21 protein-coding genes are annotated in these 24,183 nt (G+C 68.0%); 14 read left to right on the top strand and 7 right to left on the bottom strand.

Annotated elements, in window-relative coordinates; translation table 11 throughout:
• Nucleotides 1-273: 273 nt before the first annotated feature.
• Together A3ES_RS0128055 and A3ES_RS0128050 are read left to right on the top strand one after the other, a co-directional pair.
• Nucleotides 274-3,255: an AfsR/SARP family transcriptional regulator gene (locus A3ES_RS0128055; protein ID WP_020390167.1), complete on the top strand. Its 2,982-nt coding sequence runs from the start codon at nucleotides 274-276 to the stop codon at nucleotides 3,253-3,255.
• 134 nt (nucleotides 3,256-3,389) lie between these two features.
• Nucleotides 3,390-3,794, top strand: coding sequence for a hypothetical protein (locus tag A3ES_RS0128050; RefSeq protein WP_020390166.1), 405 nt, complete (start codon nucleotides 3,390-3,392; stop codon nucleotides 3,792-3,794).
• A gap of 44 nt (nucleotides 3,795-3,838) precedes the next feature.
• Here A3ES_RS0128050 and A3ES_RS48735 read toward each other — a convergent pair whose 3' ends face one another.
• On the bottom strand, nucleotides 3,839-4,528 hold the full coding sequence (locus A3ES_RS48735; RefSeq protein WP_040455776.1) for a DedA family protein: 690 nt from the start codon (nucleotides 4,526-4,528) through the stop codon (nucleotides 3,839-3,841).
• A gap of 33 nt (nucleotides 4,529-4,561) precedes the next feature.
• Here A3ES_RS48735 and A3ES_RS0128040 point away from each other — a divergent pair, with 33 nt between their 5' ends.
• The 3 genes from A3ES_RS0128040 (at nucleotide 4,562) to A3ES_RS0128030 (ending at nucleotide 7,089) form a co-directional block, all read left to right on the top strand.
• Nucleotides 4,562-5,230, top strand: a complete 669-nt coding sequence (locus tag A3ES_RS0128040) for a TrmH family RNA methyltransferase (protein ID WP_020390164.1) — start codon at nucleotides 4,562-4,564, stop codon at nucleotides 5,228-5,230.
• Nucleotides 5,231-5,587: 357 nt separating this feature from the next.
• Nucleotides 5,588-5,800, top strand: coding sequence for a hypothetical protein (locus A3ES_RS0128035; protein ID WP_157630779.1), 213 nt, complete (start codon nucleotides 5,588-5,590; stop codon nucleotides 5,798-5,800).
• Nucleotides 5,801-5,823: 23 nt separating this feature from the next.
• Complete coding sequence (locus A3ES_RS0128030; protein ID WP_020390162.1) at nucleotides 5,824-7,089, top strand: alpha-amylase family glycosyl hydrolase; 1,266 nt, start codon at nucleotides 5,824-5,826, stop codon at nucleotides 7,087-7,089.
• On the opposite strand, the gene A3ES_RS48730 is transcribed toward A3ES_RS0128030, so the two are convergent.
• Nucleotides 7,079-7,981 (bottom strand): LysR family transcriptional regulator, encoded by a 903-nt coding sequence (locus A3ES_RS48730; protein ID WP_051084827.1) that lies wholly within the window; start codon nucleotides 7,979-7,981, stop codon nucleotides 7,079-7,081. The genes A3ES_RS0128030 and A3ES_RS48730 overlap by 11 nt on opposite strands.
• An 82-nt stretch (nucleotides 7,982-8,063) precedes the next feature.
• Here A3ES_RS48730 and A3ES_RS52205 point away from each other — a divergent pair, with 82 nt between their 5' ends.
• On the top strand, nucleotides 8,064-9,287 hold the full coding sequence (locus A3ES_RS52205; RefSeq protein ID WP_026163270.1) for a nuclear transport factor 2 family protein: 1,224 nt from the start codon (nucleotides 8,064-8,066) through the stop codon (nucleotides 9,285-9,287).
• Nucleotides 9,288-9,388: 101 nt separating this feature from the next.
• On the opposite strand, the gene A3ES_RS0128015 is transcribed toward A3ES_RS52205, so the two are convergent.
• Nucleotides 9,389-10,441 carry an SIS domain-containing protein gene (locus A3ES_RS0128015; protein ID WP_237745077.1) on the bottom strand — a complete coding sequence of 351 codons (1,053 nt, stop codon included), beginning with the start codon at nucleotides 10,439-10,441 and terminating at the stop codon, nucleotides 9,389-9,391.
• 114 nt (nucleotides 10,442-10,555) lie between these two features.
• Between A3ES_RS0128015 and A3ES_RS0128010 the strand changes: the two genes are divergently transcribed.
• Entirely contained in the window at nucleotides 10,556-11,275 is a 720-nt protein-coding gene (locus tag A3ES_RS0128010; RefSeq protein WP_020390158.1) for a GntR family transcriptional regulator, read from the top strand.
• A gap of 206 nt (nucleotides 11,276-11,481) precedes the next feature.
• Nucleotides 11,482-12,507: a class II fructose-bisphosphate aldolase gene (fbaA, locus tag A3ES_RS0128005; protein WP_020390157.1), complete on the top strand. Its 1,026-nt coding sequence runs from the start codon at nucleotides 11,482-11,484 to the stop codon at nucleotides 12,505-12,507.
• Between the two features lie 69 nt (nucleotides 12,508-12,576).
• Here the strand turns inward: fbaA and A3ES_RS0128000 are convergent, their stop codons facing one another.
• On the bottom strand, nucleotides 12,577-13,194 hold the full coding sequence (locus A3ES_RS0128000; protein ID WP_020390156.1) for a TetR/AcrR family transcriptional regulator: 618 nt from the start codon (nucleotides 13,192-13,194) through the stop codon (nucleotides 12,577-12,579).
• Between the two features lie 78 nt (nucleotides 13,195-13,272).
• Between A3ES_RS0128000 and A3ES_RS0127995 the strand changes: the two genes are divergently transcribed.
• Nucleotides 13,273-13,713: a nuclear transport factor 2 family protein gene (locus tag A3ES_RS0127995; protein ID WP_040455775.1), complete on the top strand. Its 441-nt coding sequence runs from the start codon at nucleotides 13,273-13,275 to the stop codon at nucleotides 13,711-13,713.
• A 71-nt stretch (nucleotides 13,714-13,784) separates the two neighbouring features.
• Here the strand turns inward: A3ES_RS0127995 and A3ES_RS0127990 are convergent, their stop codons facing one another.
• Together A3ES_RS0127990 and A3ES_RS0127985 are read right to left on the bottom strand one after the other, a co-directional pair.
• The gene (locus A3ES_RS0127990) at nucleotides 13,785-14,828 is read right to left on the bottom strand and encodes a type IV toxin-antitoxin system AbiEi family antitoxin domain-containing protein (protein WP_237745076.1); all 1,044 of its coding nucleotides are present in this window, start codon (nucleotides 14,826-14,828) and stop codon (nucleotides 13,785-13,787) included.
• Between the two features lie 93 nt (nucleotides 14,829-14,921).
• Nucleotides 14,922-15,371, bottom strand: a complete 450-nt coding sequence (locus tag A3ES_RS0127985) for an HNH endonuclease (protein ID WP_020390153.1) — start codon at nucleotides 15,369-15,371, stop codon at nucleotides 14,922-14,924.
• A gap of 145 nt (nucleotides 15,372-15,516) precedes the next feature.
• Between A3ES_RS0127985 and A3ES_RS0127980 the strand changes: the two genes are divergently transcribed.
• The 4 genes from A3ES_RS0127980 (at nucleotide 15,517) to A3ES_RS0127965 (ending at nucleotide 22,637) form a co-directional block, all read left to right on the top strand.
• On the top strand, nucleotides 15,517-15,924 hold the full coding sequence (locus A3ES_RS0127980; RefSeq protein WP_020390152.1) for a DUF3151 domain-containing protein: 408 nt from the start codon (nucleotides 15,517-15,519) through the stop codon (nucleotides 15,922-15,924).
• Between the two features lie 58 nt (nucleotides 15,925-15,982).
• Nucleotides 15,983-16,756, top strand: coding sequence for a 2-phosphosulfolactate phosphatase (locus A3ES_RS0127975; RefSeq protein WP_020390151.1), 774 nt, complete (start codon nucleotides 15,983-15,985; stop codon nucleotides 16,754-16,756).
• Between the two features lie 125 nt (nucleotides 16,757-16,881).
• The gene (locus A3ES_RS0127970; RefSeq protein WP_020390150.1) at nucleotides 16,882-18,117 is read left to right on the top strand and encodes an MFS transporter; all 1,236 of its coding nucleotides are present in this window, start codon (nucleotides 16,882-16,884) and stop codon (nucleotides 18,115-18,117) included.
• A 149-nt stretch (nucleotides 18,118-18,266) separates the two neighbouring features.
• Nucleotides 18,267-22,637, top strand: coding sequence for a rhamnogalacturonan lyase family protein (locus tag A3ES_RS0127965; RefSeq protein WP_202806607.1), 4,371 nt, complete (start codon nucleotides 18,267-18,269; stop codon nucleotides 22,635-22,637).
• Here the strand turns inward: A3ES_RS0127965 and A3ES_RS0127960 are convergent.
• A complete protein-coding gene (locus A3ES_RS0127960; protein ID WP_020390148.1) occupies nucleotides 22,628-23,452 on the bottom strand; it encodes a helix-turn-helix transcriptional regulator in 825 nt (274 codons plus the stop codon). The two genes, A3ES_RS0127965 and A3ES_RS0127960, sit on opposite strands and share 10 nt — an antisense overlap.
• Nucleotides 23,453-23,537: 85 nt before the next feature.
• Between A3ES_RS0127960 and A3ES_RS0127955 the strand changes: the two genes are divergently transcribed.
• Entirely contained in the window at nucleotides 23,538-24,029 is a 492-nt protein-coding gene (locus A3ES_RS0127955) for a VOC family protein (RefSeq protein WP_020390147.1), read from the top strand.
• The last annotated feature ends 154 nt before the right edge of the window (nucleotides 24,030-24,183 follow it).

Below are 24,183 nucleotides of genomic sequence, written 5' to 3'. Positions count from 1 at the left end.
CCACAGCCGGTAGTCGATAGGGCACTGGGCTCCCCCCGGCCAAGTGCCCCCACCGGCCGATGCTCAGTGCCCTGAGGTTCCGAAATTCAGGCCCGGGCGCGACGATGGTCACTCGTCACTCCCGGGCCTGCCCTCCCCCCGGTACCGTCCACCACGATGCCGGGTGCGGATACATCGCGCGTACATCGCGACGTATATCGCAGTCCCGAACCTTCCCGGCGAGCACGGCGGGATGACACGATGGGGCGGGCCAACAGTTGAGAGGGCAGGCAAGTGGACAGTCTGAGGTACGAGATCCTCGGACCTCTGCGGCTCACTCATGTCCAGGGTCAGCCGCTCCGCGCGAGTAAGCCGCGGCAGCTGCTCGCGACGTTGCTCCTGCACCCCAACCGGTTCGTTTCCACCGACCTGATCGCTGACGCGCTCTGGGAGGGCACCCCGCCCCGCTCGGCGACGGCCAACATCCGCACCTACGTCAGGGCCCTGCGCGGTGTCCTGAAGGAGGCCGGGCTGCCCGCGCCGATCGACACCTCCGCGGCCGGCTACAGCATCGGGGTCGGCGTCGACGAGCTCGACGCGAGCCTGTTCGAGTCCCTGCTCGCCGAAGGCGGTCACCTGCGCGACGCGGGTGACAAGCGCGAGGCCATGCTCGTCCTGTCCAGCGCTTACTCGCTGTGGCGCGGGCACCCGCTCGAGGACCTGGCCATCCCGTCCGCCTGGGAAGGCTCGATCGCCCGCCTCGACGCGCAGTACCGGGGGCTGGTGGACACACTGCTCGACCTGCGACTCGAGTACGGCGACGCCAGCGGTGCCGCCGTACTGCTCAGCGGTCGCCTCACCGAGGACCCGTACGACGAACAGCTGTGGCGGCGACTCGTCGACGCGTTGCTCGCCGCCGGGCGGGCCGGCGAAGCCAGAGCGGCGTACGCGAAGGCCGTGCAGACCCTTGCCGACGAGCTGGACGTCAAGCCCGGCCCCGAACTCGAAGCAGCCGGTGCCCGCGCGGAGAACGGCCGCTCGGCCAACTGGCCCGACCCGGGCATCCCAGCCGACACCCGTACGCCGAAACGCGCCGAGCCGGAACCCGCCGGACCGATGGCGTCGCCGGTGCTCACGGTGCCGCATCGGCCGCCCAGCCAGCTCCCACTCGACCTGGCCGACTTCAGTGGCCGACGGCAACATCTGGAGCAGTTGCGCGATCTCGTCTGTGGCCGCGACCCGGTCCGCCCGCCGATCGCGGTGATCTCCGGCGCCCCGGGAACGGGCAAGACTTCGCTCGCGATCCGGCTCGGGCACCTCGTGCGGGAATCGTTCCCGGACGGCCAGATCTACCTGGACATGCGCGGCGCCACCGAGCCCCGCGACCCCGCGGCCGCGCTGACCGATCTGCTGCTGAGCCTCAACATGTCGGACTCCGCGGTACCGGCTGATCCCGAGCGGCGATCGGCTGCTCTGCGGTCCGAACTCGCCAGCCGGCGGGTGCTGATCATCCTCGACGACGTCGCGGCCGCGAGCCAGATCGCGCCGCTGATGCCGGGCACCGGGGCATCGGCCGTCGTCATCACCAGCCGGAACCGGCTGATGGATCTGGCCGGCGCGGACAGTACGCCGCTCGACACCTTCGACGACGGCGAGGCGGCCGAGCTGCTCCGCCAGGTCGCGGGTGCCGGCCGAGTCGACATCGGTTCACCGGCGGCCACCGAGATCCTCCAAGCCTGCGGGAATCTGCCGCTCGCGATCCGGATCGTCGCCAGCCGGCTGGCCCAGCGTCCTGACCTCAGCCCGGCCGAGCTGGCCCGGCGGCTTCGCGACGAGACCCACCGGCTGGACGAGCTGAGCATCGGTGAGCTCGCCGTCCGGACCAGTGCCGACCTGAGCTACGACTCGCTGAGCGCCGAGGAGGCCCGGCTCTACCGGCTGATCGGTCACTTCGCGGTCGGTGAGTTCTCGGCCCGCATCCTGGAGTCGATCGCCACGCCGTCCTCGGTACGCCGCAGCATGGACCGGCTGATCGAGGTCAACCTGGTGCAGATCAACTCGGTCGACGCGAACGGTACGGCGCGCTACCGGGTGCACGATCTGCTGCGGTTGCACGCCATCGGTGTCGGCGACGAGGAGCAGAAGGCGCAGGCGACCAAGGACCTGCGGACCGTCTTCGATTCCCTGCTGCAGAAGGTGCGCCGGGCCACGGCGGCGTTGCCGTTCGGGTACTTCGGTGTGCTCGAGCACACCGGCCCGCTGCTCGCCCCGGACCCGCAGCCGTTCACCCCGTCGGACGCGATCGCGTGGTTCGACGCCGAGCGTTCCACCTTCGCCCCGGCGATCCGTGCGGCCGCACAGAACGGGCTGCACGACTACGCCTGGCGGATCGCCGCCGCCTGGGGCCCGTACCTCGACATGCGCGCGTACTTCGACGACTGGAACGAGTCGCACCAGCCCGGCCTGAGCAGCGCGATCGCCTGCGGGGACCGGCGCGGCGAGGCGATCATGCATCGCAACCTCGGCCAGCTCGCGATCTACCAGGACAGTTGGGACGCGGCCAGGCATCACCTGAACGAGGCAGTCTCGATCTTCGAGCAGATCGGGGATCGGCAGGGCACCGGGATCGCCGCCGTCGCTCTGGGCACCTGGCTGCGCGAACGGGGCCGGCCGGACGAAGCGCTGACGCAGTACGAGCGGGCGGTCCAGGCGCTGGTCGAGGTGGGCGACAAGAACGGGGAAGCAGTGGCCCGGAGCGCGGCTTCCTCGATCTGGCTGAGCCGCAACGATCCGGTCACCGCCGGGCGGTATCTGGCCGAGGCGTTCCTGGTCGGGGTCCGGCTCGGCGACTCACATCGCGAAGCGAAGGTCCGGCGCCGGATCGCCGCGCTGCGGATGCACCAGGGTCGCCCCGACCAGGCGGTCCGGCAGTTGCAGGCATCCTTGGCGATCTTCACGAGTCTGGGCGACGACCACTGCGCGGCGTACGGGCGGGCTGAGCTCGGGCGGGCGCTGATCGCCCTCGGTGACGGCGCGGCGGCACGACGGATGCTCCTGGACGCGATCGAGATCGGTCACCGGCTGGGCGATCGCAGCGTGGAGGGGCAGGCGGCGTACGACCTCGGGCAGCTGCACGCGAAGACCGGGAATGTGGAATTTGCCCGCCGCTACCTGGATCGCGCGGCCCGCGTGTGGCAGCTGGTCGCCAACGACGCCAAGGTCGCCGGGGCCCGCTCGGCACTGGCGGCGCTGAACACCGATCTCGCCGTCGGCTGACGGCCACAGCCCTTCTGTACAGGGCTTTTTTGGTTGCCGTGTGTAGTTGAGGTTTTGGAATGTACGGCGGGTGTATGCGGCGGGGAGAAGATCGTCTTACCACGGCAGGGGCCGGAGGATGGGGGAGCACGGCCATGGGGGAGATTGTTGTGGAGCGCCGCACAGTGCAATGGGCGGCTAACCCACGCGACACGGAAGCCGCGCTGGCTTGGCAACTGGAGCGGGTGGGATCTACGGCCTGGCAGGACTGGTCGCTGAAGTTCCAGCGGATGGCCTTCGGCTATGCGCAGGACAGCGGCTGGCACGATCCGGCCGACGCGTTGCGGTGGCTCGACCATCACGCCCTGCTGCACGAGGGGGCGGCGCCACGGGGGGCGCTGGTCTGGTACCAGGCGGCAGACCTGATCCGGGTGGCTTGTTCACTCGGCTCAGGCCAGGTGGTCGGGCCATTGCCGTGCGGTCAGATCGCTTCCGCGGATCTGGCCGGCCTCAGCACCGACTACGTGTGGTCAGACCCGCACTTTCCCTTTGGACACTGACCCGTCGGGCACTGACCCTTTCGGGCACTGAGTAGACCGACGGCTCAGTGCTTGCCGTCGTTCGCGATGGACTCCTCGATCTGGGTTTCCACGCCTTCGACGACCTTGCCGTGGCCGCGGCGCTTGGCCAGGACGAACTCGACCAGCATCGGGAGCAGCGAGACCAGCACCAGCAGGAGCAGCGCCGACTCGAGGTGGTCGTGGATGAACTTCACCCGGCCGAGCGCGTGGCCGAGCAGGGTGACACCGGTGGCCCACAGCACGGCGCCGATCCCGGTCCAGACGAAGAACTTGCGCGGGTCCATCTTGCCGGCGCCGGCCACCACCGTGATGAAGGTCCGCACGATCGGGACGAACCGGGCCAGGACCAGCGCGCGCGGGCCGTACCGCTCGAAGAACTCGTGCGTCTGCTCGATGTACTTCGGTTTCAGGAAGCGCGCGTTCGGGTTGGTGAACAGCGTCGTCCCGAGCACCCGGCCGATGTAGTACCCGGACACGTTGCCGAGGAACGCGGCGACGGTCAGCACCACGCAGGCCAGCCAGAGCGGGACGTCGATCGTGCCGTGCGCGATGAACAGCCCGACCGCGAACAGCAGCGAGTCACCGGGCAGGATCGGGAAGAGCAGCCCGCACTCGATGAACACGACCGCGGCCGTCCCCCACAGGGCCCAGTCACCCAGCCAGTTCAGCAGGAATTCCGGGTCCATCCAGGACGGCATCAGCATCGCGATCATTGGGAGCACGCCGACAGGGTAGCGTCCCGACCCATGCAGGAAGCCAATCGTGACAACCCCGGAGACCTGATCGGAACCGATCTGGCCGGTCCGGCGGAGGTCGGCGTCGGGCCGTGGCAGGGCGAGCTGCCGGACGATCCGCGCCTCGACCCGGAGCTGCTCGCCGCCGGGGACCGCCGCAACGTGGTGGACAAGTACCGGTACTGGCGGCTGGACGCCATCGTCGAGGACCTCGACACCCAGCGGAACCCGTTCCACGTCGCGATCGAGAACTGGCAGCACGATCTGAACATCGGCTCGGTTGTCCGGACTGCGAACGCCTTCCTGGCCAGGGAGGTGCACATCGTAGGCAACCGGAAGTGGAACCGCCGTGGCGCGATGGTGACGGACCGCTACCAGCATGTGCGGCACCACCCACAGCTCGCCGACCTCGCGGCGTACGCCGAGGAGCACGCGCTGGCCGTAATCGGCATCGACAACCTGCCCGGCGCGGTGCCCTTGGAGACCTACGAGCTGCCCACCGACTGCGTCCTGCTGTTCGGCCAGGAAGGCCCCGGCCTGACCGAGGCGGCACACGCCATCTGTACCGACGTACTGTCGATCGCCCAGTTCGGCTCGACCCGCTCGATCAACGCCAGCGCGGCGGCGGCCATCGCGATGCACGCGTGGATCCGCCGCCACACTTTCCACCAGAAGCCTTAGCCGACCGGCTGCGGTACCGAAGGCTGGGTGACCAGGCGCGGGATGAAGAGCCCCTCGGACTTGTCGATGAAGGCCTGATCGAGCTTGGGTTGCCAGCGCGGGCTGACGGCGATGGTGTCAGCTCGGCCAAGGTGATGGCCGGCCGGGCCGGTGAGGTGTTGACGGCAAGGTCGGCATCGGGCAGCAGTTCAGGGCCAAGAAAGTTGCCGGAAAAGTTGTCTGCGCAGGAGCCGTAACCCCGGGCTGGGCAGGTGCGTTGGAAGAAGCGTCAGTCCCAACTCGGAGGGGGACTGCGCTTGCTTTGGCATGCGCTGGTTCGGGGTCAGGTTCGACAGTGGGGGCACTATGAGTTCGAATATGCATGTCCGTCGTGCGATGGAAGAGATGTGGGGCGTACTGGTGCACGAGGTCGCCACGGTGCAGGCGATCTCGACGGCGGCGGTGGAAGCTCGCAGTGACGAGTCGCGGGTGGCTCTGCTCAAACTGCTGGAGGCCGAGACGGCTGAGGTCGTCGCGCTGGTGGAAGAGGTAGGCCGCGAGTTCCCCATGCCCGCGAGTGAGGCAAGCTGAGTCCTCCACACTAGGAGGAACAGATGGTGCCGTGGGCCGACCATGCGATCTGGTGGCATGTCTACCCGTTGGGCTTCGTCGGGGCTGAGGCCACCGCGCTTCCCGCCGGCTTCAGGACTCCCAGGCTCGGGCGGCTGGAGAACTGGCTCGACTACGTGATCGAGCTGGGCTGTTCAGGGCTGCTGCTCGGTCCGGTCTTCGAGTCGGAGACGCACGGGTACGACACCATCGACCACTTCCGGATCGATCCCCGGCTTGGCGACTACGAGGATTTCGACTCGCTCGTCGCCGCGGCGAAGGAGCGTGGACTGCGGATCCTGCTCGACGGGGTCTTCAACCATGTCGCCCGGAGTTTCGCGGCGCCACCGGAGTGGTTCAAGCATCGGCCGGACGGGTCGATCGCGACCTTCGAGGGACACGAGCACCTGGTGGTGCTCAACCATGACGAGCCCGCGGTCCGCGAGTACGTCGTCGAGGTGATGTGCCACTGGCTGGATCGTGGCGTCGACGGGTGGCGCCTCGACGCGGCGTACGCGGTGGCGCCCGAGTTCTGGCATGGGGTGTTGTCGCAGGTTCGCGAGCGGTTCCCGGAGGCGTGGTTCGTCGGCGAACTGATCCATGGCGACTACGCCGGCTATGCCGCGACGAGCACACTCGACTCGGTGACGCAGTACGAGTTGTGGAAGGCGATCTGGAGTTCGCTGAACGATCGCAACTTCTTCGAGCTGGCGTATGCGCTCGAGCGGCATCAGCAGTTCGTCGATCCGCTCGTGCCGCAGACGTTCGTGGGCAACCACGACGTGACGCGCATCGCCAGCAAGCTGGACGATCCACGGCACCTGGGCCATGCGTTGGCAGTGCTGTTCGCGGTGGGCGGAATACCGAGCATCTATGCCGGTGACGAGCAGGCCATGCAGGGCATCAAGGAGGACAGGGTCGGTGGTGACGATGCGGTCCGGCCGGAATTCCCCGACAAGCCGGGGGAGCTCACTGCGCCCGACTGGGCGACGTACCGGCTGCACCAGCGACTGATCGGCGTACGGCGTCGCAACGCGTGGCTGACGCGGTCGCGGACCAAGGTCGCCCACCTGACGAACCAGGCGCTCGCATTGCGTTCTGGTGATGCCGGTGGCCAGCTGCTGCTCCTGCTGAATGTAGGCGACGAGGCTTACCGCTTCCCAGTGGAAGTGGCGGGCCTCGTCGTTGCAGCCCAGTCGGATCCCGGCCACCTGCCGGAGGACCCGTTGCTACTGCCTCCACACAGCTGGCTGATACTCGCTACCGGCTGAAGCTAGTGGTCAGTGCTACTTGGCCGGCCCGGCTGTTGACGAGTGCGTATCGGAGTGTGTCCACGGGTTCGTCATCGCGTCGGGTGAGCAGGTAGATGCCTCGGTGAACTGATTGCTCCAGCCGGAGGAGGACGAGGTCGCTGCGCAGTGACGGGATAAGGAGTTGCGGCACCAGTGCCACGCCCAGGCATGCAGCTACGAGGCCGGTCTTGGTGGGCAGATCCTCGGCGCCGCGGTGCAGCCGTGGTTCGAAGCCAGCCCGTCCGGCGACCTGCCGGAGCAGGGTCTCCGACCCGGTGTTGTCCTCGACCCAGACCTCCCCGGCGAGGTCGGCCATTCTCACTCGAGACTTTCCTCCCAGGCGATGCCCGAGTGGCGCGACGACCACCATCTCGTCGTCGAACAGATGGGCGGCGTGCAGTTCCTTGGCGGAGGGAAGGCCGGGTGGCGCGTCAGTGACGACAGCGGCGTCGATCTCCTGGCCGAGCACCATTTCGGCCAGCTGCGGGGTGAGTCCGGAGATGACCGTCCACTCCAGACCCGGCTCGCTCATCATCAGTGACCGGATCGCCTGGGGCACGAGAGAGGCCGCCGCAGAAGGGACAGCGCCCAGCACCAGCCGCTGCTGACCCTCCCGTGCTTGACGAGCTGCCTCGGCGCCTCGCCTTGCCTCGTTGACGACGAGCCGTGCATGTGGCAGCAATGCCTCTCCGGCCGGGGTAGGGGATACCCCTCGGGAACGCCTCACGAACAACGTGACCCCGAGACCACGTTCCAGTGCCGCTACCTGACGAGACAGCGCAGGCTGAGTGAAGCCGGTGGCCTCGGCTGCGGCCCGAAATGTGCCGGCCCGGCATACCTCCACAAACGCGGTCCACTGGGTAAGGGACATGGGAGGCAGTATTCCATTCGGGTATGACGCTGATGCAAGGGTTGCAATTGTTGCATCACTTTCCAGCGCGCAACATAGGTCCATGACGAAAAGACTTCACGTCGCTGTCCTTGGCCTGGGCCGATTGGGGTCAGCCATGGCCACCCGCGCCGGCATGTTCCACGACCTTCGCACCTGGAACCGCACCCCGATGCCGGGCAGCCCCGGCCGGACCACGACGCCCGCGGACGCAGTCACCGATGCTGATGTCGTACTTGTCTGTCTCTATGACGCCGCTGCCTGCCAGAGTGTCCTTGAGAGTTGCCTTGACTCGATCCCCCGAACAGCAACGGTCGTCAACACCAGCACCATCAGCCCTGACGAGGCCAAGCAACTCGAACAACTCGTCTCGCAGTACGGACGCGCCTACCTCCACGCACCGGTGATCGGATCTGTTGCGTCTGTAGAGTCCGGTCGACTTACCATCCTCACCGGCGGCCAGCCCGCTGAGCCGGCCAGGAAGGTCCTTGAAACCCTCGGTGACATCCTCCCCGCGGAAACGTCGGGTGAGGCCGCGGCCCTGAAACTCCTGGCCAACGGCGTCCTCGGCGACTCTCTCCTCGCCCTGAGACGAGCACTACACAGAGGTGAGTCCCTCAGCCTGCCACGTGCCACCGTCCTCGACATGCTCGAGCGGACCGCCCTGTCCGGGACGGTGACCCAGAAACGCAACCTTCTCACGAAGGCACCCCTGCAGAACTCCCTCAGCGCGTTCACCGTGGCGGCCCTCGGCAAGGACCTGCGGCTGCTGGCCGACAGCCTCGCGGCCACCTCGGATGTCTCTGCCGTCCTCGGGACCCTGCTGTCCGACAGCGCGCTCGTCACTACCGATGATGTCGCTCGCCTCTGCGCAATCACCCAAGACTGGGGTCACCTCGCCGACGCCCGGCTCAGGATCTCCCCCGAACTCACCGCCGACCCCGCCGTACTCGGTCCGCTCCACGCCTACGCCCGGGGGCACGCCACCGGCGACCCACAACACTTCCGCCACGCCTTCCTCCCAACTGCGCACATCGAGGGATTCCGCGACGGGGTGTTCACGTCCTGGGACCTCCAGACGTACTGCAGTATCTTCAACGGTCCAGCCCCCGACGAAGACAGCAGGCGCCGCACCCTCGACCACCTCACCGTCCAGGGCGCCATCGCGACCGCCACCATGACCCTTCGCCATGGATCAGCCACGTTCGTCGACATGTTCGTGTTGATCACGGACTCCGCAGGCGACTGGCGGATCGCCAACAAGGTGTACGAACGCCAACCGGGATAGCTCGCAGAGCGAGCCTTCAGCCGTGGATGGCGGGCAGTCTGAGATCGGTCCCTGGAGACAGAAGCCGGTACTGCGAGCAGCGGGGGCTCCGTCGTACGGGGTCAGTCGGTCTGGGTGACCTTGCGGAGGCCGCGGGGGGCGTCGGGGTTGAGGCCGAGCTTGCGGGCCAGGGCCTCGATCGCGCGCTGGGCCGGGATGATCAGGGCCAGCGGGGCGAGCGTCTCGGGGAGGTCCGGGCCGGCCAGGTTGACGTCGCAGCGGGAAGCGAAAGTGGCGTCGCCGCCGATGCCGAGGATCTTGCTGCCCTTCTCACGGACGATCGAGGCCAGCTCGGTCATCCCCGGCAGCGCGGGGCCGTCGGCGGCGGCGACCAGGATGGTGACCAGGTCCGCGTCGACGACCGCGATCGGGCCGTGCTTGAGGTCGGCGTACGAGAGGCCGCGGACCGGCTGAAGGCAGGTCTCCTCGAGCTTGAGCGCCACCTCCAGCGTCGTACCGAAGGTGAGGCCGCGGCCGCTGGTCAGCACGTCGTGGGCGCCGGCGAGCAGGTCGGCGGCGGCGTCGACCGAGCCTTCCAGCATCTTCGCGGCGGCGTCCGGGACGCGGGCGATGTCGGCGTCGAGCGTGCCCGGCTTCTGCGCCAGCGCGTCGACCGCGACGGTGATCGCGGCCAGCTGGGTGGTGTAGGTCTTGGTCGCCGGAACGGCCAGTTCCTTGCCCGCCTGGGTGATCAGCGCTACGTCGGCGGTCGAGGCCAGCGGGCTGTCGCCGTCGTTGGTGATGCCGACGACGGCGGCGCCGTTGCGCTTGGCCCACTCGGCGGTGTCGACGATCTCCTGGGTGGCGCCGGACTGGCTGACCGCGACGACGAGCGAGTTCGACAGGTCGAGGTTGGCGCCGTACAGGGTGGCCACGGACGGCGCGGCCAGGGAAGCCTGCCGGCCGGCGTGGATCTCGGTCAGGTAGCGGCCGTAGACGCCGGCGTTGTCGGACGAGCCGCGGGCGACGAAGATCACATGCCGGCGGCCGGCGGCCAGCCGGGTGATCTCGTGTCGCAGCGGCAGCACGTGCTCGAAGGTCGCGGCCAGCGCCGCGGGCTGCTCGGCGATCTCGCGGGCCATCTGGGTGGCAGGGGCGGGGACGGGCGTTGACACCACGACGATCACTGGTCCTATCTGGTCTTAACAGGTATGCTGCGCACGATAGCAGTGAGCGGTGGACCGGGGCACCCCCCGCGTCTTCGCCCAGGTCTGGAGGATCGAGATTCGATGGTGGCGACCAAGCGGGCCCAGGTCCGAGCGGTACTGGAACGGCTGATCGACGTCGAGTTGCACCCGGGTGACCCGATCCCTTCCGAGCGGGCCCTGGTGGACAAGCTGAACGTGTCCCGGGTGACCGTCCGGCAGGCGATCAGCGACCTGGTCGAGTCCGGCGCGCTGGAACGCGTGCACGGTAAAGGGACCTTCGTCACCGGTCCGCAGGTCGACTCCCAGCTGCACCTGACCTCGTTCTCCCGGGAGATGCGCGCCCGCGGTCTGGAGCCCGGCACGGTCGTCTTGTCGGCGACCGAGATCGAGGCGTCCGACGAGACCGCGAAGGGTCTGCGGGTCCCCAAGGGCACCAAGGTGATCCGGGTCGAGCGGCTGCGCACCGCCGACGCCTCGCCGATGGCCTACGAGATCGGCTACTACCCGTCCGCGCTCTTCCCCGGCCTGCTCGGCCGCGAGCTCGGCACCCTGTACGACGTCTTCGCGAGCGAGTACGACGTCGTCGTCACCTCGGGTGAGCAGACCGTCCGGGCGGACAACGCCGACGGTCATGTCGCCCGGGTTCTCGGCGTGGCCCGGCGGGCACCCCTGCTGGTCCTCGAGCGCACCACCTTCGCCGGCCGCAAGGTCGTCGAGCTGTCCTGGTCGGCCTACCGCGCCGACCGCTATCGCCTGCACATGGCCCTGACACCCCGGGGGCCGCGCTCCGGGTCGGCTTGAAGCAGCCGACCCGACTCGGCCGCCTGACCCGGCCGGTCAGTAACAAACTGGACCGGTCCTGTTCATCAACTGGTCTGTTCTCCTGCTGTTCGCTCCCCGGTTACCTGACCGGCTCAGCAGGCGGGCCGCCGTGCACGACGAAGTGCCTGGTGGCGATACTGGAGCTCAACCCACATGGAACTTTGCTGTGAGGAGTACCGCGAGACATGCCTATTGCCACCCCTGAGGTCTACGCCGAGATGCTGGACAAGGCCAAGCAGAACAGCTTCGCCTACCCGGCGATCAACGTCAGCTCGTCGCAGACGCTGACCGCCGCGATCCGTGGTTTCGCCGAGGCGGGCTCGGACGGCATCGTCCAGGTCTCCACCGGCGGTGCGGAGTACCTGTCCGGTTCGACTGTGAAGGACATGGTCACCGGCTCGGTCGCGCTGGCCGTGTACGCGCACGAGGTCGCGAAGAACTACAACGTGAACATCGCGCTGCACACCGACCACTGCCCCAAGGACAAGCTGGACGGCTTCGTCCGGCCGCTGCTGGAGATCTCCGCCGAGCGCGTCGCGCGCGGCGAGAACCCGCTGTTCCAGTCGCACATGTGGGACGGTTCCGCGGTGCCGCTGGAGGAGAACCTCGAGATCGCCAAGGACCTGCTGGCCCGGGCCGCGGCGGCCCGGATCGTGCTGGAGATCGAGGTGGGGGTCGTCGGCGGTGAGGAGGACGGCGTCGCCAACGAGATCAACGACAAGCTCTACACCACCGTCGAGGACGGCCTGGCCACGGTCGAGGCGCTCGGCACCGGCGAGCACGGCCGCTACCTGACGGCGCTCACCTTCGGCAACGTGCACGGCGTCTACAAGCCGGGCTCGGTGAAGCTGCGTCCGGAGATCCTGAAGGAGATCCAGGACGCGGTCGGCGCCAAGGTCGGCAAGGAGCGCCCGTTCGACCTGGTCTTCCACGGCGGCTCGGGCTCCACGCTCGAGGAGATCCGCGCCGCGGTCGACCACGGTGTGATCAAGATGAACGTCGACACCGACACGCAGTACGCGTTCACCCGGCCGGCCGCCGCGCACATGTTCGCCAACTACGACGGCGTGCTGAAGATCGACGGCGAGGTCGGCAACAAGAAGGCCTACGACCCGCGCGCCTGGGGCAAGGCCGCCGAGGCCGGCATGGCCCAGCGCGTCGCCGAGGCCTGCGAGAACCTCCGCTCCACCGGAACCTCCCTCCTCGCCTGACCCAGCTCCACCTGTCCTCTCTTGGTCAGCTTCACCTGAAGGGATCCGCCACCCGGCGGATCCCTTCTTTTATTGGGTTTTCCGGCCGGACTGTGCTGTCTTCACCAGGGACTTGGCTGCCCAGACCATGGTTTCGGTTGCCTCCTCGGGGTCGAGGCCGGCGGCGTCGCGGGTGGCGACCAGGGCCTCGACCCCGCAGACGAGAACCACCGCGCTGACCAGGCGCGAGAACTCCTGCTCAGGAAGCTCTTCGGCGAGTGGCTGCAAGGCGAGCAGGACGCCGTCGCGTCGTGCGGTCGACCGGACCGGCACCATCTCGCCGCCCTCCTCCCACTGCGCGAACCACCGCTCCAGCGTCGCCTGTAGCACTCCCCGCCAGATCGGCTCGTCCTCGAACTGCCAGCGCGCGATCGTCCGCACCAGTACCTCGAGCCGGACCAGCGGATCCTCGCCCGCGTCCGCGAGCACCTCGTCGAAACTCGGCACGTCACGGGTCGCCGACACCGCCGCGTCCGCCCGCAACGACTTCGGGCTCGGGAAGTACCGGTACGCCGTCGCCACCGAGATGCCCGCCTTCTCGGCCACCTGCACGACGCTCGGCGACTCGCCGCCGTCGCGCAGGACGGCGAAGTACGCGTCGATGAGTGCTTGGCGGGTGCGTTGCTTCTGCTGTTCGCGGCCGCTCATCCAACTCCCTTGATGTGAGAATGATTTCTCATGATGATAAACCTATCGCATCACGACGAAACCTGGGGGATCGAAGAAATGACACCAGAGGAGATGGATGACGTCCTCGCCCGGCACTTCGCGGGGGAAGAGGCGCACGACCTGGACGCAGTACTCGCCACGCTGACCGAGGACATCGAGCACGACGTCGTCGGCCTCGGTGTCCGCAAAGGGCACGCGGAGGTGGCGCCGCTCTACCAACTGCTGTTCGACGGAGCCACCGACGAGGTCTACGCACCGATCCGCCGGATGCACGGGGAGAACTTCCTCGTCGACGAGGTGATGATGACCCAACGCGTCCTCGGTGACCTGTACGGCGTCCCCGGCAACGGCACGGTGGTGACGGCTCGCCTGTTGCATGTCTGCGAGTTCCGCGACGGACTGATCAGCCGGGAGAACGTCTGGATGGACACCGCCGCTATCCTCACCCAGCTGACCGCGGCCCAACCCAGCGCAGAGGCCGAAGCCAATGCGGACTGAGCAGCTCGGCGCCACAGCCGGTGCCTACCGCGTCCTTCACAACCCGCCAGCGAAGAAGCCCCGTCCCACCGTCAGCCCGGCTGGTCTGGGACACCGGCGGGTGGGATCAGGTGCCGGCGTGGCGACCGGCGGGGGCGGTCGGGGCTGAAGTGGTGAATGCCCGTACGCCGGCTGGCGCGGGTGAAGGCGGTCCGGATGTCGGCGACGACCTGAGTGGGGTCGTCGAGGTCTGGCCAGGAGATCCAGCAGTACTCCAGGGGCTCGGGTGGTTCGGGGTCGCCTGGTGCGAGAGCGCCGAAGGCGCGGTCGGCGGCTTCGGAGGGGTAGTCGTCGAATTCCTCGGTCCAGAAGGGGTTTCGGGCCTCGAACTCGACGACGGTTCGCTCGTCCGGGAACCACAGATTGCAGGTGGCGAGGTCCATGCAGTGCTCCTCAGAGAGGGGTGGAAGTGAGGGGGAAGGTGTGGGGAGACCCGCCTCCGTCAGGATCAAGCGGAGACGGGACTCGGCCACCGAGGCGGAGGCGGCGCCGGCCAGCGCGAGCGCCCGATGAGCGCGGGCCGGGCCGGTTGCAAGGTGATTGGCGGCCCGTTTGAGATCGGCCGGCGTCACCAGCCCGGCGTACAGGGCGGCTTCGGTCAGGACGACGGCGGGAGCTAGTGGTGACGTGGCGGCGACCTCGGCGATCGCCCGGGCAGGGCTGACGAGGCGCAGCTTGTTCCACACGGTGACGCCAGGGCCGACCGGGTCCCGGACGTGGCGGTGGATTCCACCGGCGTGCAGGCCCGCGCGTCCCGTCCGGGTGGTGAGGTGGAGATGTGTGAGGTCGAGACCCCAGAGTGGCAACGCGTGCAGGGCGGCCGCCGACTGGTGGCTCGCGATCAAGCCGGGCTCGCCGCGGCGCAGTACGTGGTAGAGCCGGCGGAGATGGAGCATCTCGTCGTCGACCAGGGTGAGGGTCTGGTGTGGGGCATAGGTGCCCGGCCGGATCCGGCGCCAGCCGCCGGTGTCCAGTAGAGAGTCGATATCAGGGTCGGGGTAGCCACACGCGCGCGCATCGGCCCGCGTGAACACCCCGCCGCGGATCTGGTTCATCACGCTGAGTTGTGGGTTCACACCAGAGAAGATGCACCGATCGCACGCCCGAGTCAGCGATCAGTTGAAACCTGTGGACAGTGCGCCTCTAAAAGAGGGCATGAAAAAAGCCCGTCATGTCTGTATGACGAGCTCGGCGCGAGTCGGTACCCAGGGTTGCCAAAGGAGCGGCATGTTGGCCTCGGACGGCGTCCGATTGCCTTTGCGCTCATTACAGGAGGCATGGGCGGCGACCGCGTTCAGCCACTCTGTCCGGCCGCCGCGGGATCTGGGCTGGACGTGATCCATCGTGTCGGCGTTGGCCAGCCCGCAGTACGCGCAGCGGAACTTGTCGCGGCGCAGGACGCCGTGCTTGCTGTACTTCATCCGGCCGGCCGCGTAACGCCAGTGAGTCACCACGTAGCGGACCAGTCTCAGGACGCGTGGCACCGGAAAAGGGCCGATGGTCCGCTCTCCGTGCGCCTCCTCGACCACTGCTACCTCGCGCACCAGCATCCGGATGGCGTGCTGGATCGACACGGTGTGCAGCGGCTCGTATGACGCGTTCAGGACGATCACGCTCATCGGGTGCCTCCTTCCGGCCGTAGCTGGGAACCACGGCGGTCTCGACGCAGGGTCTCAAGCATCCGTGGCCGTCCGGTGAACGGTCAACGGATTTCGTCAGACGGTCACGTGCCGGGACGGCTGCGTGATCGGCGAAGATGTGCTTATGGAATTGAACAATCTGCTGTCAGGTCCACCCGAGACACTACTCCCCGTCGACCCGGCGGCTGCGGAACTCGCCGCGGGGGCGGCCGCGGTCGACCTCGCGGCCAAGTTCCCGACCTCTTCGCTGGCCTGGTCCGCGCTCGCCGAGGCGGCCCTCGCGGAGGGTCACACGATCGAGGCCTACGCCTATGCCCGGACCGGCTACCACCGCGGTCTGGACCTGCTTCGCCGCAACGGCTGGAAGGGTCACGGGCCGGTCCCGTGGGAGCACGAGCCGAACCGCGGCTTCCTGCGCTGCCTGGCCGTTCTCGGCAAGGCAGCCGCGATCATCGACGAGAAGGACGAGGCCGAGCGCTGTACTACGTTCCTGCGCGACTCGTCGGCCACAGCGGCCGACGTACTGGCCTAGCAGCGTCTATTGGGAGGGGTAGTTGTAGGGCTGGTCGTCGGCGGGACATGATCCGTCGGTGACCAGCCCCTATGCCCAACAAGGATTCCGCGTCGGCTTCGACTGGGGGCCGGCCGGTGCTGCTGCCGTACCCGGCAGCCTCGTGGCGGTGGTGGACGTCTTGTCCTTCACCACCGCCGTCACGGTGGCCGTCGACTGCGGCATCGACGTGTACCCCTACCGGTGGCGAGACGAGACAGCAGTCGGGTACGCCGAGCAGTTGGACGCCACACTGGCCGTCGGAAGATCCCAGGAAGGCGTGACCCTGTCCGCCGTGTCGATCCGGCAGGCCGAAGGGATTCAAAGGCTGGTGCTTCCCTCGCCCAACGGATCGACGATCTCGCAGCAGTTGAGCGAGAGCGGTTCGACGGTGATGGCCGTGTCACTACGCAACAGGTTGGCCGCTGCTGAATGGGCGGCTCAGAAGCTGGCAGCTGACCCCTCGCTGACCGTGGTGGCGATTGCCGCGGGGGAGAGGTGGCGGGATGGGTCGCTGCGTCCTGCGGTTGAGGACCTCTGGGGCGCTGGTGGGTTCCTGGCCGCGCTGGCCGATCGGGGTGTGGGGCCGCTGTCACCGGAGGCCCGAGCCGCAGTAGCGGCGTACAGGGAGGTGGCCGATGAGTTGTCTCGGCTGTTGCATGACTGCGTTGGTGGACGTGAGCTGGCGCTGTACGGATTCCGCGAGGATGTGGCGATCTCGGCTGAGCTGGATGGCAGCCAGTCGGTGCCGGTGCTGCAAGGCGATACACTGAGCGGGTCATCAAAACCCTCGAGGTTCTGCCCGGTGACATAGCCGGCAGGCGGCGTGCGTCCCCGCTTCCTGCCGAACTTGGACGGTTGTAGGCGGCAAAGACGGATCGGCGCAGTAGGACGCCCACGATCAGGTCGCCGCCCCGCCGGGCAGCGGAAGGTACTACCGTGCCGGCACTCACCGGACGGATCCGCACGCCCCAACGACCGCAGCAGGCGCCACACGGCTACCGCGTCGCCCTGCGTACACCGGGAGCGTTGAAGTTCTACCTGGCCGCCGCACCAGCCCGCATCGGCATCGCCATGACCGGACTGGGCATCGTCTGGCTCATCCACGGATCAACAGGCTCGTACGCCGTCGCAGGCACGGTGACAGGTGGTTTCGCCGTCGCCGAGGCTGTCGGCGGCCCGCAGGTCGCCCGGCTGATCGACCGCTTCGGGCAACCACGGATGCTGCCCATCATCCTGCTACTGCACAGTGCGGCGATCGCCCTGCTCATCGGCCTGGCAATGACGTCGTCGACGGTGTGGATGCTGGTCCTGGCCGGAGTACTCGCAGGCGCTTCCTTGCCGCAGATCGGCGCCCAGACTGCGGCTCGTTGGTCGCATGCACTGCGCGGTGGCTCGGCTATCTCCTCAGCCTTCGCCCTGGAGTCAATGGGCACAGGCCTGGCCTTCCTGGTCGGCCCTGCACTCATCGGCACTGTAAGCGCACTGGTGTCTCCAGTAGCCGGCTCAATCCTCGCGACAGCCCTTGTCGTCGGTGGCGGCCTCTCCCTGGCTCTGCAACGCCGTACTGCGCCGCCGCCCTCCGCTGGTATTCGCAAGGAGGGCTCAGGACGCCTGCTGCACAAGGGCTTCCTAGCACTCGTCGGTACGAACATCGGCGTCGGACTGTTCTTCGGCAGCATGCAAGTCTCGGTGACGGCGTTCGCAGTCGGCCGCGGCTCCGAATCACTCGCCGGACCGCTCTACAGCATCACCAGTCTGATCAGCCTGGTGGCCGGAATCGCCTATGGAGCAAGGCGTTGGCGCCTGCCTGCCAGAACCCAGTTCGTCATAGCCATGACAGTCCTGTTCGCCACTACCTTGCCGCTGCTTAGTGTGGACACACCGCTGGGCCTTGCGCTCGCACTAGCCCTGCCGGGCCTGGCGCTGGCTCCGATTCAAGTGCTGTCGTCAGTCCTTGCCGAGTCGGAGGTTGAGCCCGCAGTACTGACTCAGGCTTTCACCTGGCTCAACTCCGGCAGTGCTGCGGGGATCGCGATGGGTGCAGCGGTCGCGGGCCGGGTGGTGGACAGTCACGGCGCGCACGAGGGCTTCGCTCTTGCTCTGGCCGCGACGCTTGTCGCCACCGCGATGGCGTACGTCGTCCGCGCTTCCCGGCCGAAGGTCGCGCCCTGATCGACGCCGGTGTCCGATAGTGGCCATGGCCGGCTCCCCTGGGACCGCTGGCGAACCGTTGTTCGCCAGCGGATCGGCGTGATACTCATCCGGGACTAGCGGGAGAACGCTTTCCATTGAACCCCGCACCTGTCCCCAGGAGTTCGATGATGACTTCGCATCCGCCTCGGTCCAAGGCCGGCAGATTCGGAAACAGGGCGCTCGCCGCCCTGCTTCCGCTGGCCCTGGCCGTTCCCCTGATCCAGCCCACCGCCGCGGCCGCTGCCACCGCAGAGGTCGCCTACCGCTTCGACTTCGGTCCCTCGAGCAGTGCGGTCGCCGACGGCTACACGGCGGTCGGCCCGGTCGCCTACGAGGCCGGCCGTGGCTACGGCTTCGCCGATCCGGCCAAGGTGACAGCGGTCGACCGGGGTACCGATGACGCCGTTCGGACCGACTTCGTCGCGGTCGCCGGTACTTCGTTCGTCGTCGACCTGCCGAACGGCGACTACACGGTCGCACTGGTGGCCGGTGACGCCACCGAGTCGAGCGAGATCGCGATCACCGGCGAGAAGATGGCCAAGGTCCAGCTGACCCCGAAGCCGGCTGCCGAATATCTGGCGATGACGTTCCCGGTCTCGCTGGTCGACGGCCAGCTGAACCTGGACTTCAGCGGCTCGGCGGCGAAGCTCAACTCACTGGTGATCACCCGGTTGCCGGCCCGGACGGCCGGTCCGAAGCCGACCGCCTTCCTGGCCGGTGACTCGACGGTGCAGACCTACGACCCCGGGTTCGCGCCGCAGGCCGGCTGGGGGCAGATGCTGGGCCGGTTCCTCAGCGATGACGTGCTCGTCGTGAACAAGGCGATCGGCGGCCGGAGCTCGAAGAACTTCATCAGCCAGGGCCGGCTGGACGAGATCCTGCGGGCGATCCGGCCGGCCGACTACCTGTTCATCCAGTTCGGCCACAACGACGCCACTCAAGGCGTCGACGACCGCTACGCCTCACCGGCCGACTACAAGGAATACCTGCGGACGTACGTGCACGGGACTCGCCAGCGCGGGGCGGTGCCGGTCCTGGTCACCCCGGTGTCCCGGCGCAGCTTCGATCCCGCGACAGGCAAGTTCAACGTGAGCTTCCCGGAGTACGTCGCCAAGATGGTCGAGCTGGCCGCCGAGGAAGAGGTGGACCTGGTTGACCTGTCCGCGTCCAGCCGGGCCTACCTCGACCAGATCGGGCCGGACACGGCGAAAGCTGTCTTCCTGCACGTCGACCCGGGCGTCTACCCCGGCCGCCCGAACGGAACCGTCGACGACACACACTTCCAGGAGTACGGCGCGATCCAGCTGGCCCGCCTGGTCGCCACGGACGTCGCCAAACTGGATGTCCCGCTAGCGGACGAAGTAGTCGAGGTAGAGCCGCCCGCGAACGTCCCGGCCGCTCCTACCGGCCTGCTGGCCAGCAGCGTCTCCAACGCCGGCGCCGTACTGCGCTGGACGGCGCCCGCCGGTGCCGACATCTACCGCATCTACCGCAAGACCGCCTCAGCCCCAGACACGGCGTACGCGCTCGTCGGTACTACGACGAGCACTAGCGCGGTGGTGCAGGGACTGGCCGAGGGGGAGAGCTACTCGTACCGAGTTGGCGCAGTCAACGGGCGTGGCGAGTCGGAGCCCTCTGTGGCGACCACGTTCACCACCAAGCGAGCGAAGTACAAGTTCGACTTCCAGCCGGTCGGAGCGCAGGTGGCCGCCGGGTACACCGAGGTCAACAGGACCATGACGTACTCCGTGGAGCGCGGCTTCGGCTTCACGCAAGCACCGGAGGCCATGGCCGACCGGGACCGCGGCAGTACGGCCGGAGTGCCCAACGACCTGCAGCGGGACTTCGTGCTGTCGGGGAGCCCGTTCGAGTTCAAGCTGGACGTTCCGAACGGGACGTACATGGTCAAGACCTACAGCGGCGACTGGATCGGCAGCAGCCGGACCGACTTCGCCATCGAAGGCAAGCCGGCCGGTAGTGGGAACGCAGGCAAGGAGAGCGTGACCGAGAAGCTGAAAGGTCCGGTCTCGGTGGCCGACGGGCAGCTGAACATCGTGATCAGCGGCACCGGTGCGCGGCTGAACGGGATCGACGTCACGCCACTGCTGGTCGCTCCGGCGAACCTGAAGGTCGATTCGATCGCCCCGCAGGCACACACCGCGACTCTCAGTTGGGACGCGGAGGCCGATGCTGTCGGCTACCGGGTGTACCGGCAAGGGCCGGGCGACGACAGGCCGGTCAACGTGGCGGATCAAGCCGCTCTCGGCTTCGTCGACTCCACTGTGACCGCGGGTCTGGACTACGCGTACTACGTCACCGCGATCGACAACACCGGCTTGGAGTCGGTGCCCTCCGCGGTGGTCCGCGCCTCGATCGTCGACCCGGCCGTGGCTGTCCCGGACGCACCGACGAGGCTCAAGCTGCTGGCGATCCACAAGCACGACCTCACCTTGGACTGGAAGAAGAGCAAGACGGCCTGGAGCTATCTGATCGCGCGGGCGGAATCCCCGGACGGGCCCTACAAGGTCGTCGGCAGGACGACGGCGACGTCGTTCAAGGATCGTATGGTCCTCACCACCATCAAGTACTACTACCAGGTCTCGGCAGTGAACGTCGGCGGCGTCTCAGCTGCTTCAGTAGCGCTGGAAACCCCTGCTGTCACAGTGCTGAAGCGGCAGGCCGAGTACCTGGATCGCGCGCCGTCCGCAGTACCGACTGCAGACGGCAAGGTGCTGGTGGGCTGGCGACTGCTCGGGACGGATCCTGAGTCCATTGCGTTCCACCTGTACCGCGACGGCGTCCGAATCACTCCGAAGCCGCTAGTGAACGCCACTAGCCTGCTGGACCCGGCCGGTACTGCGACGTCGCGCTACCGGGTGGCAGCGGTGTCCAACGGGAAGGAGTCGCCGGCCACCGCCGAGTTCGGCACCTGGGCCAAGGGCTACTTCTCCCTCCGCCTCGACAAGCCGGCGGACGACTACACGAAGGACGGGCAGCCGTACACGTACAGCGCCGGTGATGCGAGTGCCGGTGATGTCGACGGCGACGGCAGCTACGAGATCATCCAGCTGTGGACGCCGTCCAACAGCAAGGACAACTCCCAGGCCGGCTACACCGGCCTCGTCTACCTGGATGCGTACAAGCTGGACGGCACCCGGCTCTGGCGGATCAACCTGGGACCGAACATCAGGGCCGGTGCTCACTACACGCAGTTCCAGGTCTACGACCTGGACGGCGACGGCCGGGCCGAGGTCACCCTGCGGACCGCGGACGGTACGACGGATGGCAGCGGAACCGTCATCGGCGATCCGAACGCGGACTACCGCAACAGCAGTGGCTACGTCCTGACCGGTCCCGAGTTCCTGAGTGTCATCGAAGGCTCGACCGGCAAGGTCCTGGACACCGTGGACTACACGCCGCCGCGGGGTGACGTCGGATCCTGGGGCGACACCTATGGCAACCGGGTCGACCGGTTCCTGGCCGGCGTCGCGTACCTGGACGGCGAACACCCCAGTGTCGTGTTCAGCCGGGGCTACTACACCCGCGCCGTACTGGCGGCGTACGACCTGGTCGGCGGGGAGCTGCAGCAGCGGTGGGTGTTCGACTCAGGAGACAAGGGCAGCGAGGGTGGCTACGGGATGGGCAACCACAACCTCTCGGTGGCCGATGTCGATGCCGACGGCAAGGACGAGATCGTGTTCGGCTCGATGACCGTCGACGACAACGGAAAGCTGTTGTACAGCACGGGTCTCGGGCATGGCGACGCTCTGCACGTCAGCGATCTGATCCCGGCCCGGCCAGGGCTGGAGGTCTTCGCGGCGCACGAGGACATGGGGCGCAGCGGCAACCGCGGTGCCACGATGCGCGACGCCCGGACCGGCTCGATCATCTGGGACATCCCGGCGACCCGGGACACCGGCCGGGCCGCGGCGGGCGACATCGATCCGCGCCACCCAGGCGCCGAGGGGTGGGCCGTCGGTGGTGACGCGGCCTGGAACTCCCGGGTCGGTCAGCTCAAGTCCTCCACCGGCGAACTGGTGTCGACCACCATTCCGGCGGCCAACTTCCTGGCCTGGTGGGACGGCGATCCGCTGCGCGAGATCGTGGACCACGACTGGAACACCACGACTCTGGCCGGCACGCCGACGATCGCGAGGTGGAACTGGGAGGCGAGCACCACCGACGTCCTGCTCACCGATCCCGATGCCCGCTCGAACAACGGGACGAAGGGCACGCCGGTGATCCAGGCCGACCTGTTCGGCGACTGGCGCGAGGAGATCGCCTGGCGCAGTACGGACAGCTCGGAACTGCGGATCTACAGCACGCCGCATCCGACGGACCGGCGGATGCACACGTTGATGCACGATCCGGTTTACCGGCTGGGCGTCGCGTGGCAGAACACGGCGTACAACCAGCCGCCGCACCCGGGCTTCTTCATCGGTCAGGACATGGTGCAGCCGAAGCCACCGAGCATTGTGGTCCGCAGCCCTCAGCGGTAGGCGGTGATGGAGCGTTCGGCCTGGGCCCGGAGGGCGTACTCCGCAGGGGTCAGGCCGATCTGCTCCTTGAACTCGTGGGAGAAGTGGGCCTGGTCGTAGTAGCCGAGGGCAGCGGAGAGGTCGGCCAGTTCGGTGACCTCGCCGCGGGCCAGCAGGTCGGCGCCGTCGTGCAGGCGGTAGCGGCGCAGTACCCACTTCGGGCCGACGCCGACGTAGCGGCGGAAGAGGCGCTGGAGCTTGCGGATCGGCAGGTCGAAGCGTTCGGTGACCTGGTCGACCCGGGTCAGCTCGCGATCCTCGCTCATCGCCGCGATCACGCTCCGGACCAACTCGTACTGCGCGTCCGCCGCGACCAGGTGATCGGCCATGAACGCCTCGAAGACGGCGCGGCGGCGGACGTCGTCGGACTCGGCGAAGACCAGGTCGGCCAGCCGGTCGGCGTCGTCGAACACGGCGGAGAGCGGCAGCACCTGGTCGCGGAACGAGCCGACGTCCAGCCCGGTCACCGCGCCGAAGCCGCCGGCCCAGAACTTCACCCCGAAGGCGCGGCCCCGCCCGATCAGTTCGCGCTCGAACTTGCGCGTGCAGACGCCGTTCACGAAGGCGCCACCGGGTTCCTCAAAAGTCACGTTCACACACGGGTAGGGCAGCACCTCGGCGACGTACGGCTCCTGGAGGTCCCACTCGACGATCCAGTACCACTCCACGAACCGGTCGATCCCCGGTCCGGGCAAGAGCCGGGTCAGGCTCCGGTGCCGGGCCTGCTCCCGCGGATGGAGGATGCCCTTCTCGCTGTCGAACGGCTTCCTGGACACGCTCCCAACCTACGGCAGCCCGCCGACAGAAACCTGTCGCGTTCTTACAAGACCCGGCCCACCCCGCTCGCGAAGACTGTCCGCTATGACGACGAACAAGGTGAACCCCATCCCGGCCGGCTACCACTCGCTCACCCCGTACCTCGCCGTGTCCGACGGGCCGAAGGCGATCGAGTTCTACCAGGAGGTCTTCGGGGCCGAGGTGGTCAGCCGGCAGGACATGCCCGACGGGCGGCTCGGCCAGGCCGAGCTGAAGTTCGGCGACTCGATGCTGCAGCTGAGCAACGAGATGCCGCAGATCGGGCTGCAGGCGCCGAACGGCGAGTGGGTGCACTCCTCGCTGGTGCACTACGTGCCGGACGTGGACGCGACCTTCGCGAAGGCGATCGAGGCCGGGGCACGGCAGGTGGAGGCGGTTCAGACGTTCATGACCGGGGACCGGTTCGGCACGGTGATCGACCCGTTCGGGCATCGCTGGGCGATCCTGACCAAGGTCGAGGACGTCTCACCGGAGGAGGCCGACCGCCGGGTCAAGGAGTGGCTGGCGTCGAATCCCGCGGAGCTGGACGCGAGCTGATCGTCGCTGGAGGCAACCAGGCCGGGGCGCCGGGCAACAACCCCCGGGCGGGTGAGCTTGAGTGTTTGTGAAACGCGTGGAACGCCTTGTTTGCAAGGGGTCTGCGGGCTCCGGGCATAAGAAAGCGGCCCGCCGGAACCGTCCCCTGCGGCAG

This window comes from Kribbella catacumbae DSM 19601, assembly GCF_000372465.1.
Classification (GTDB): domain Bacteria; phylum Actinomycetota; class Actinomycetes; order Propionibacteriales; family Kribbellaceae; genus Kribbella; species Kribbella catacumbae.
The sequence above is the reverse complement of the archived record's forward strand: the minus strand, read 5'-3'. Positions and strand labels throughout refer to the sequence as shown.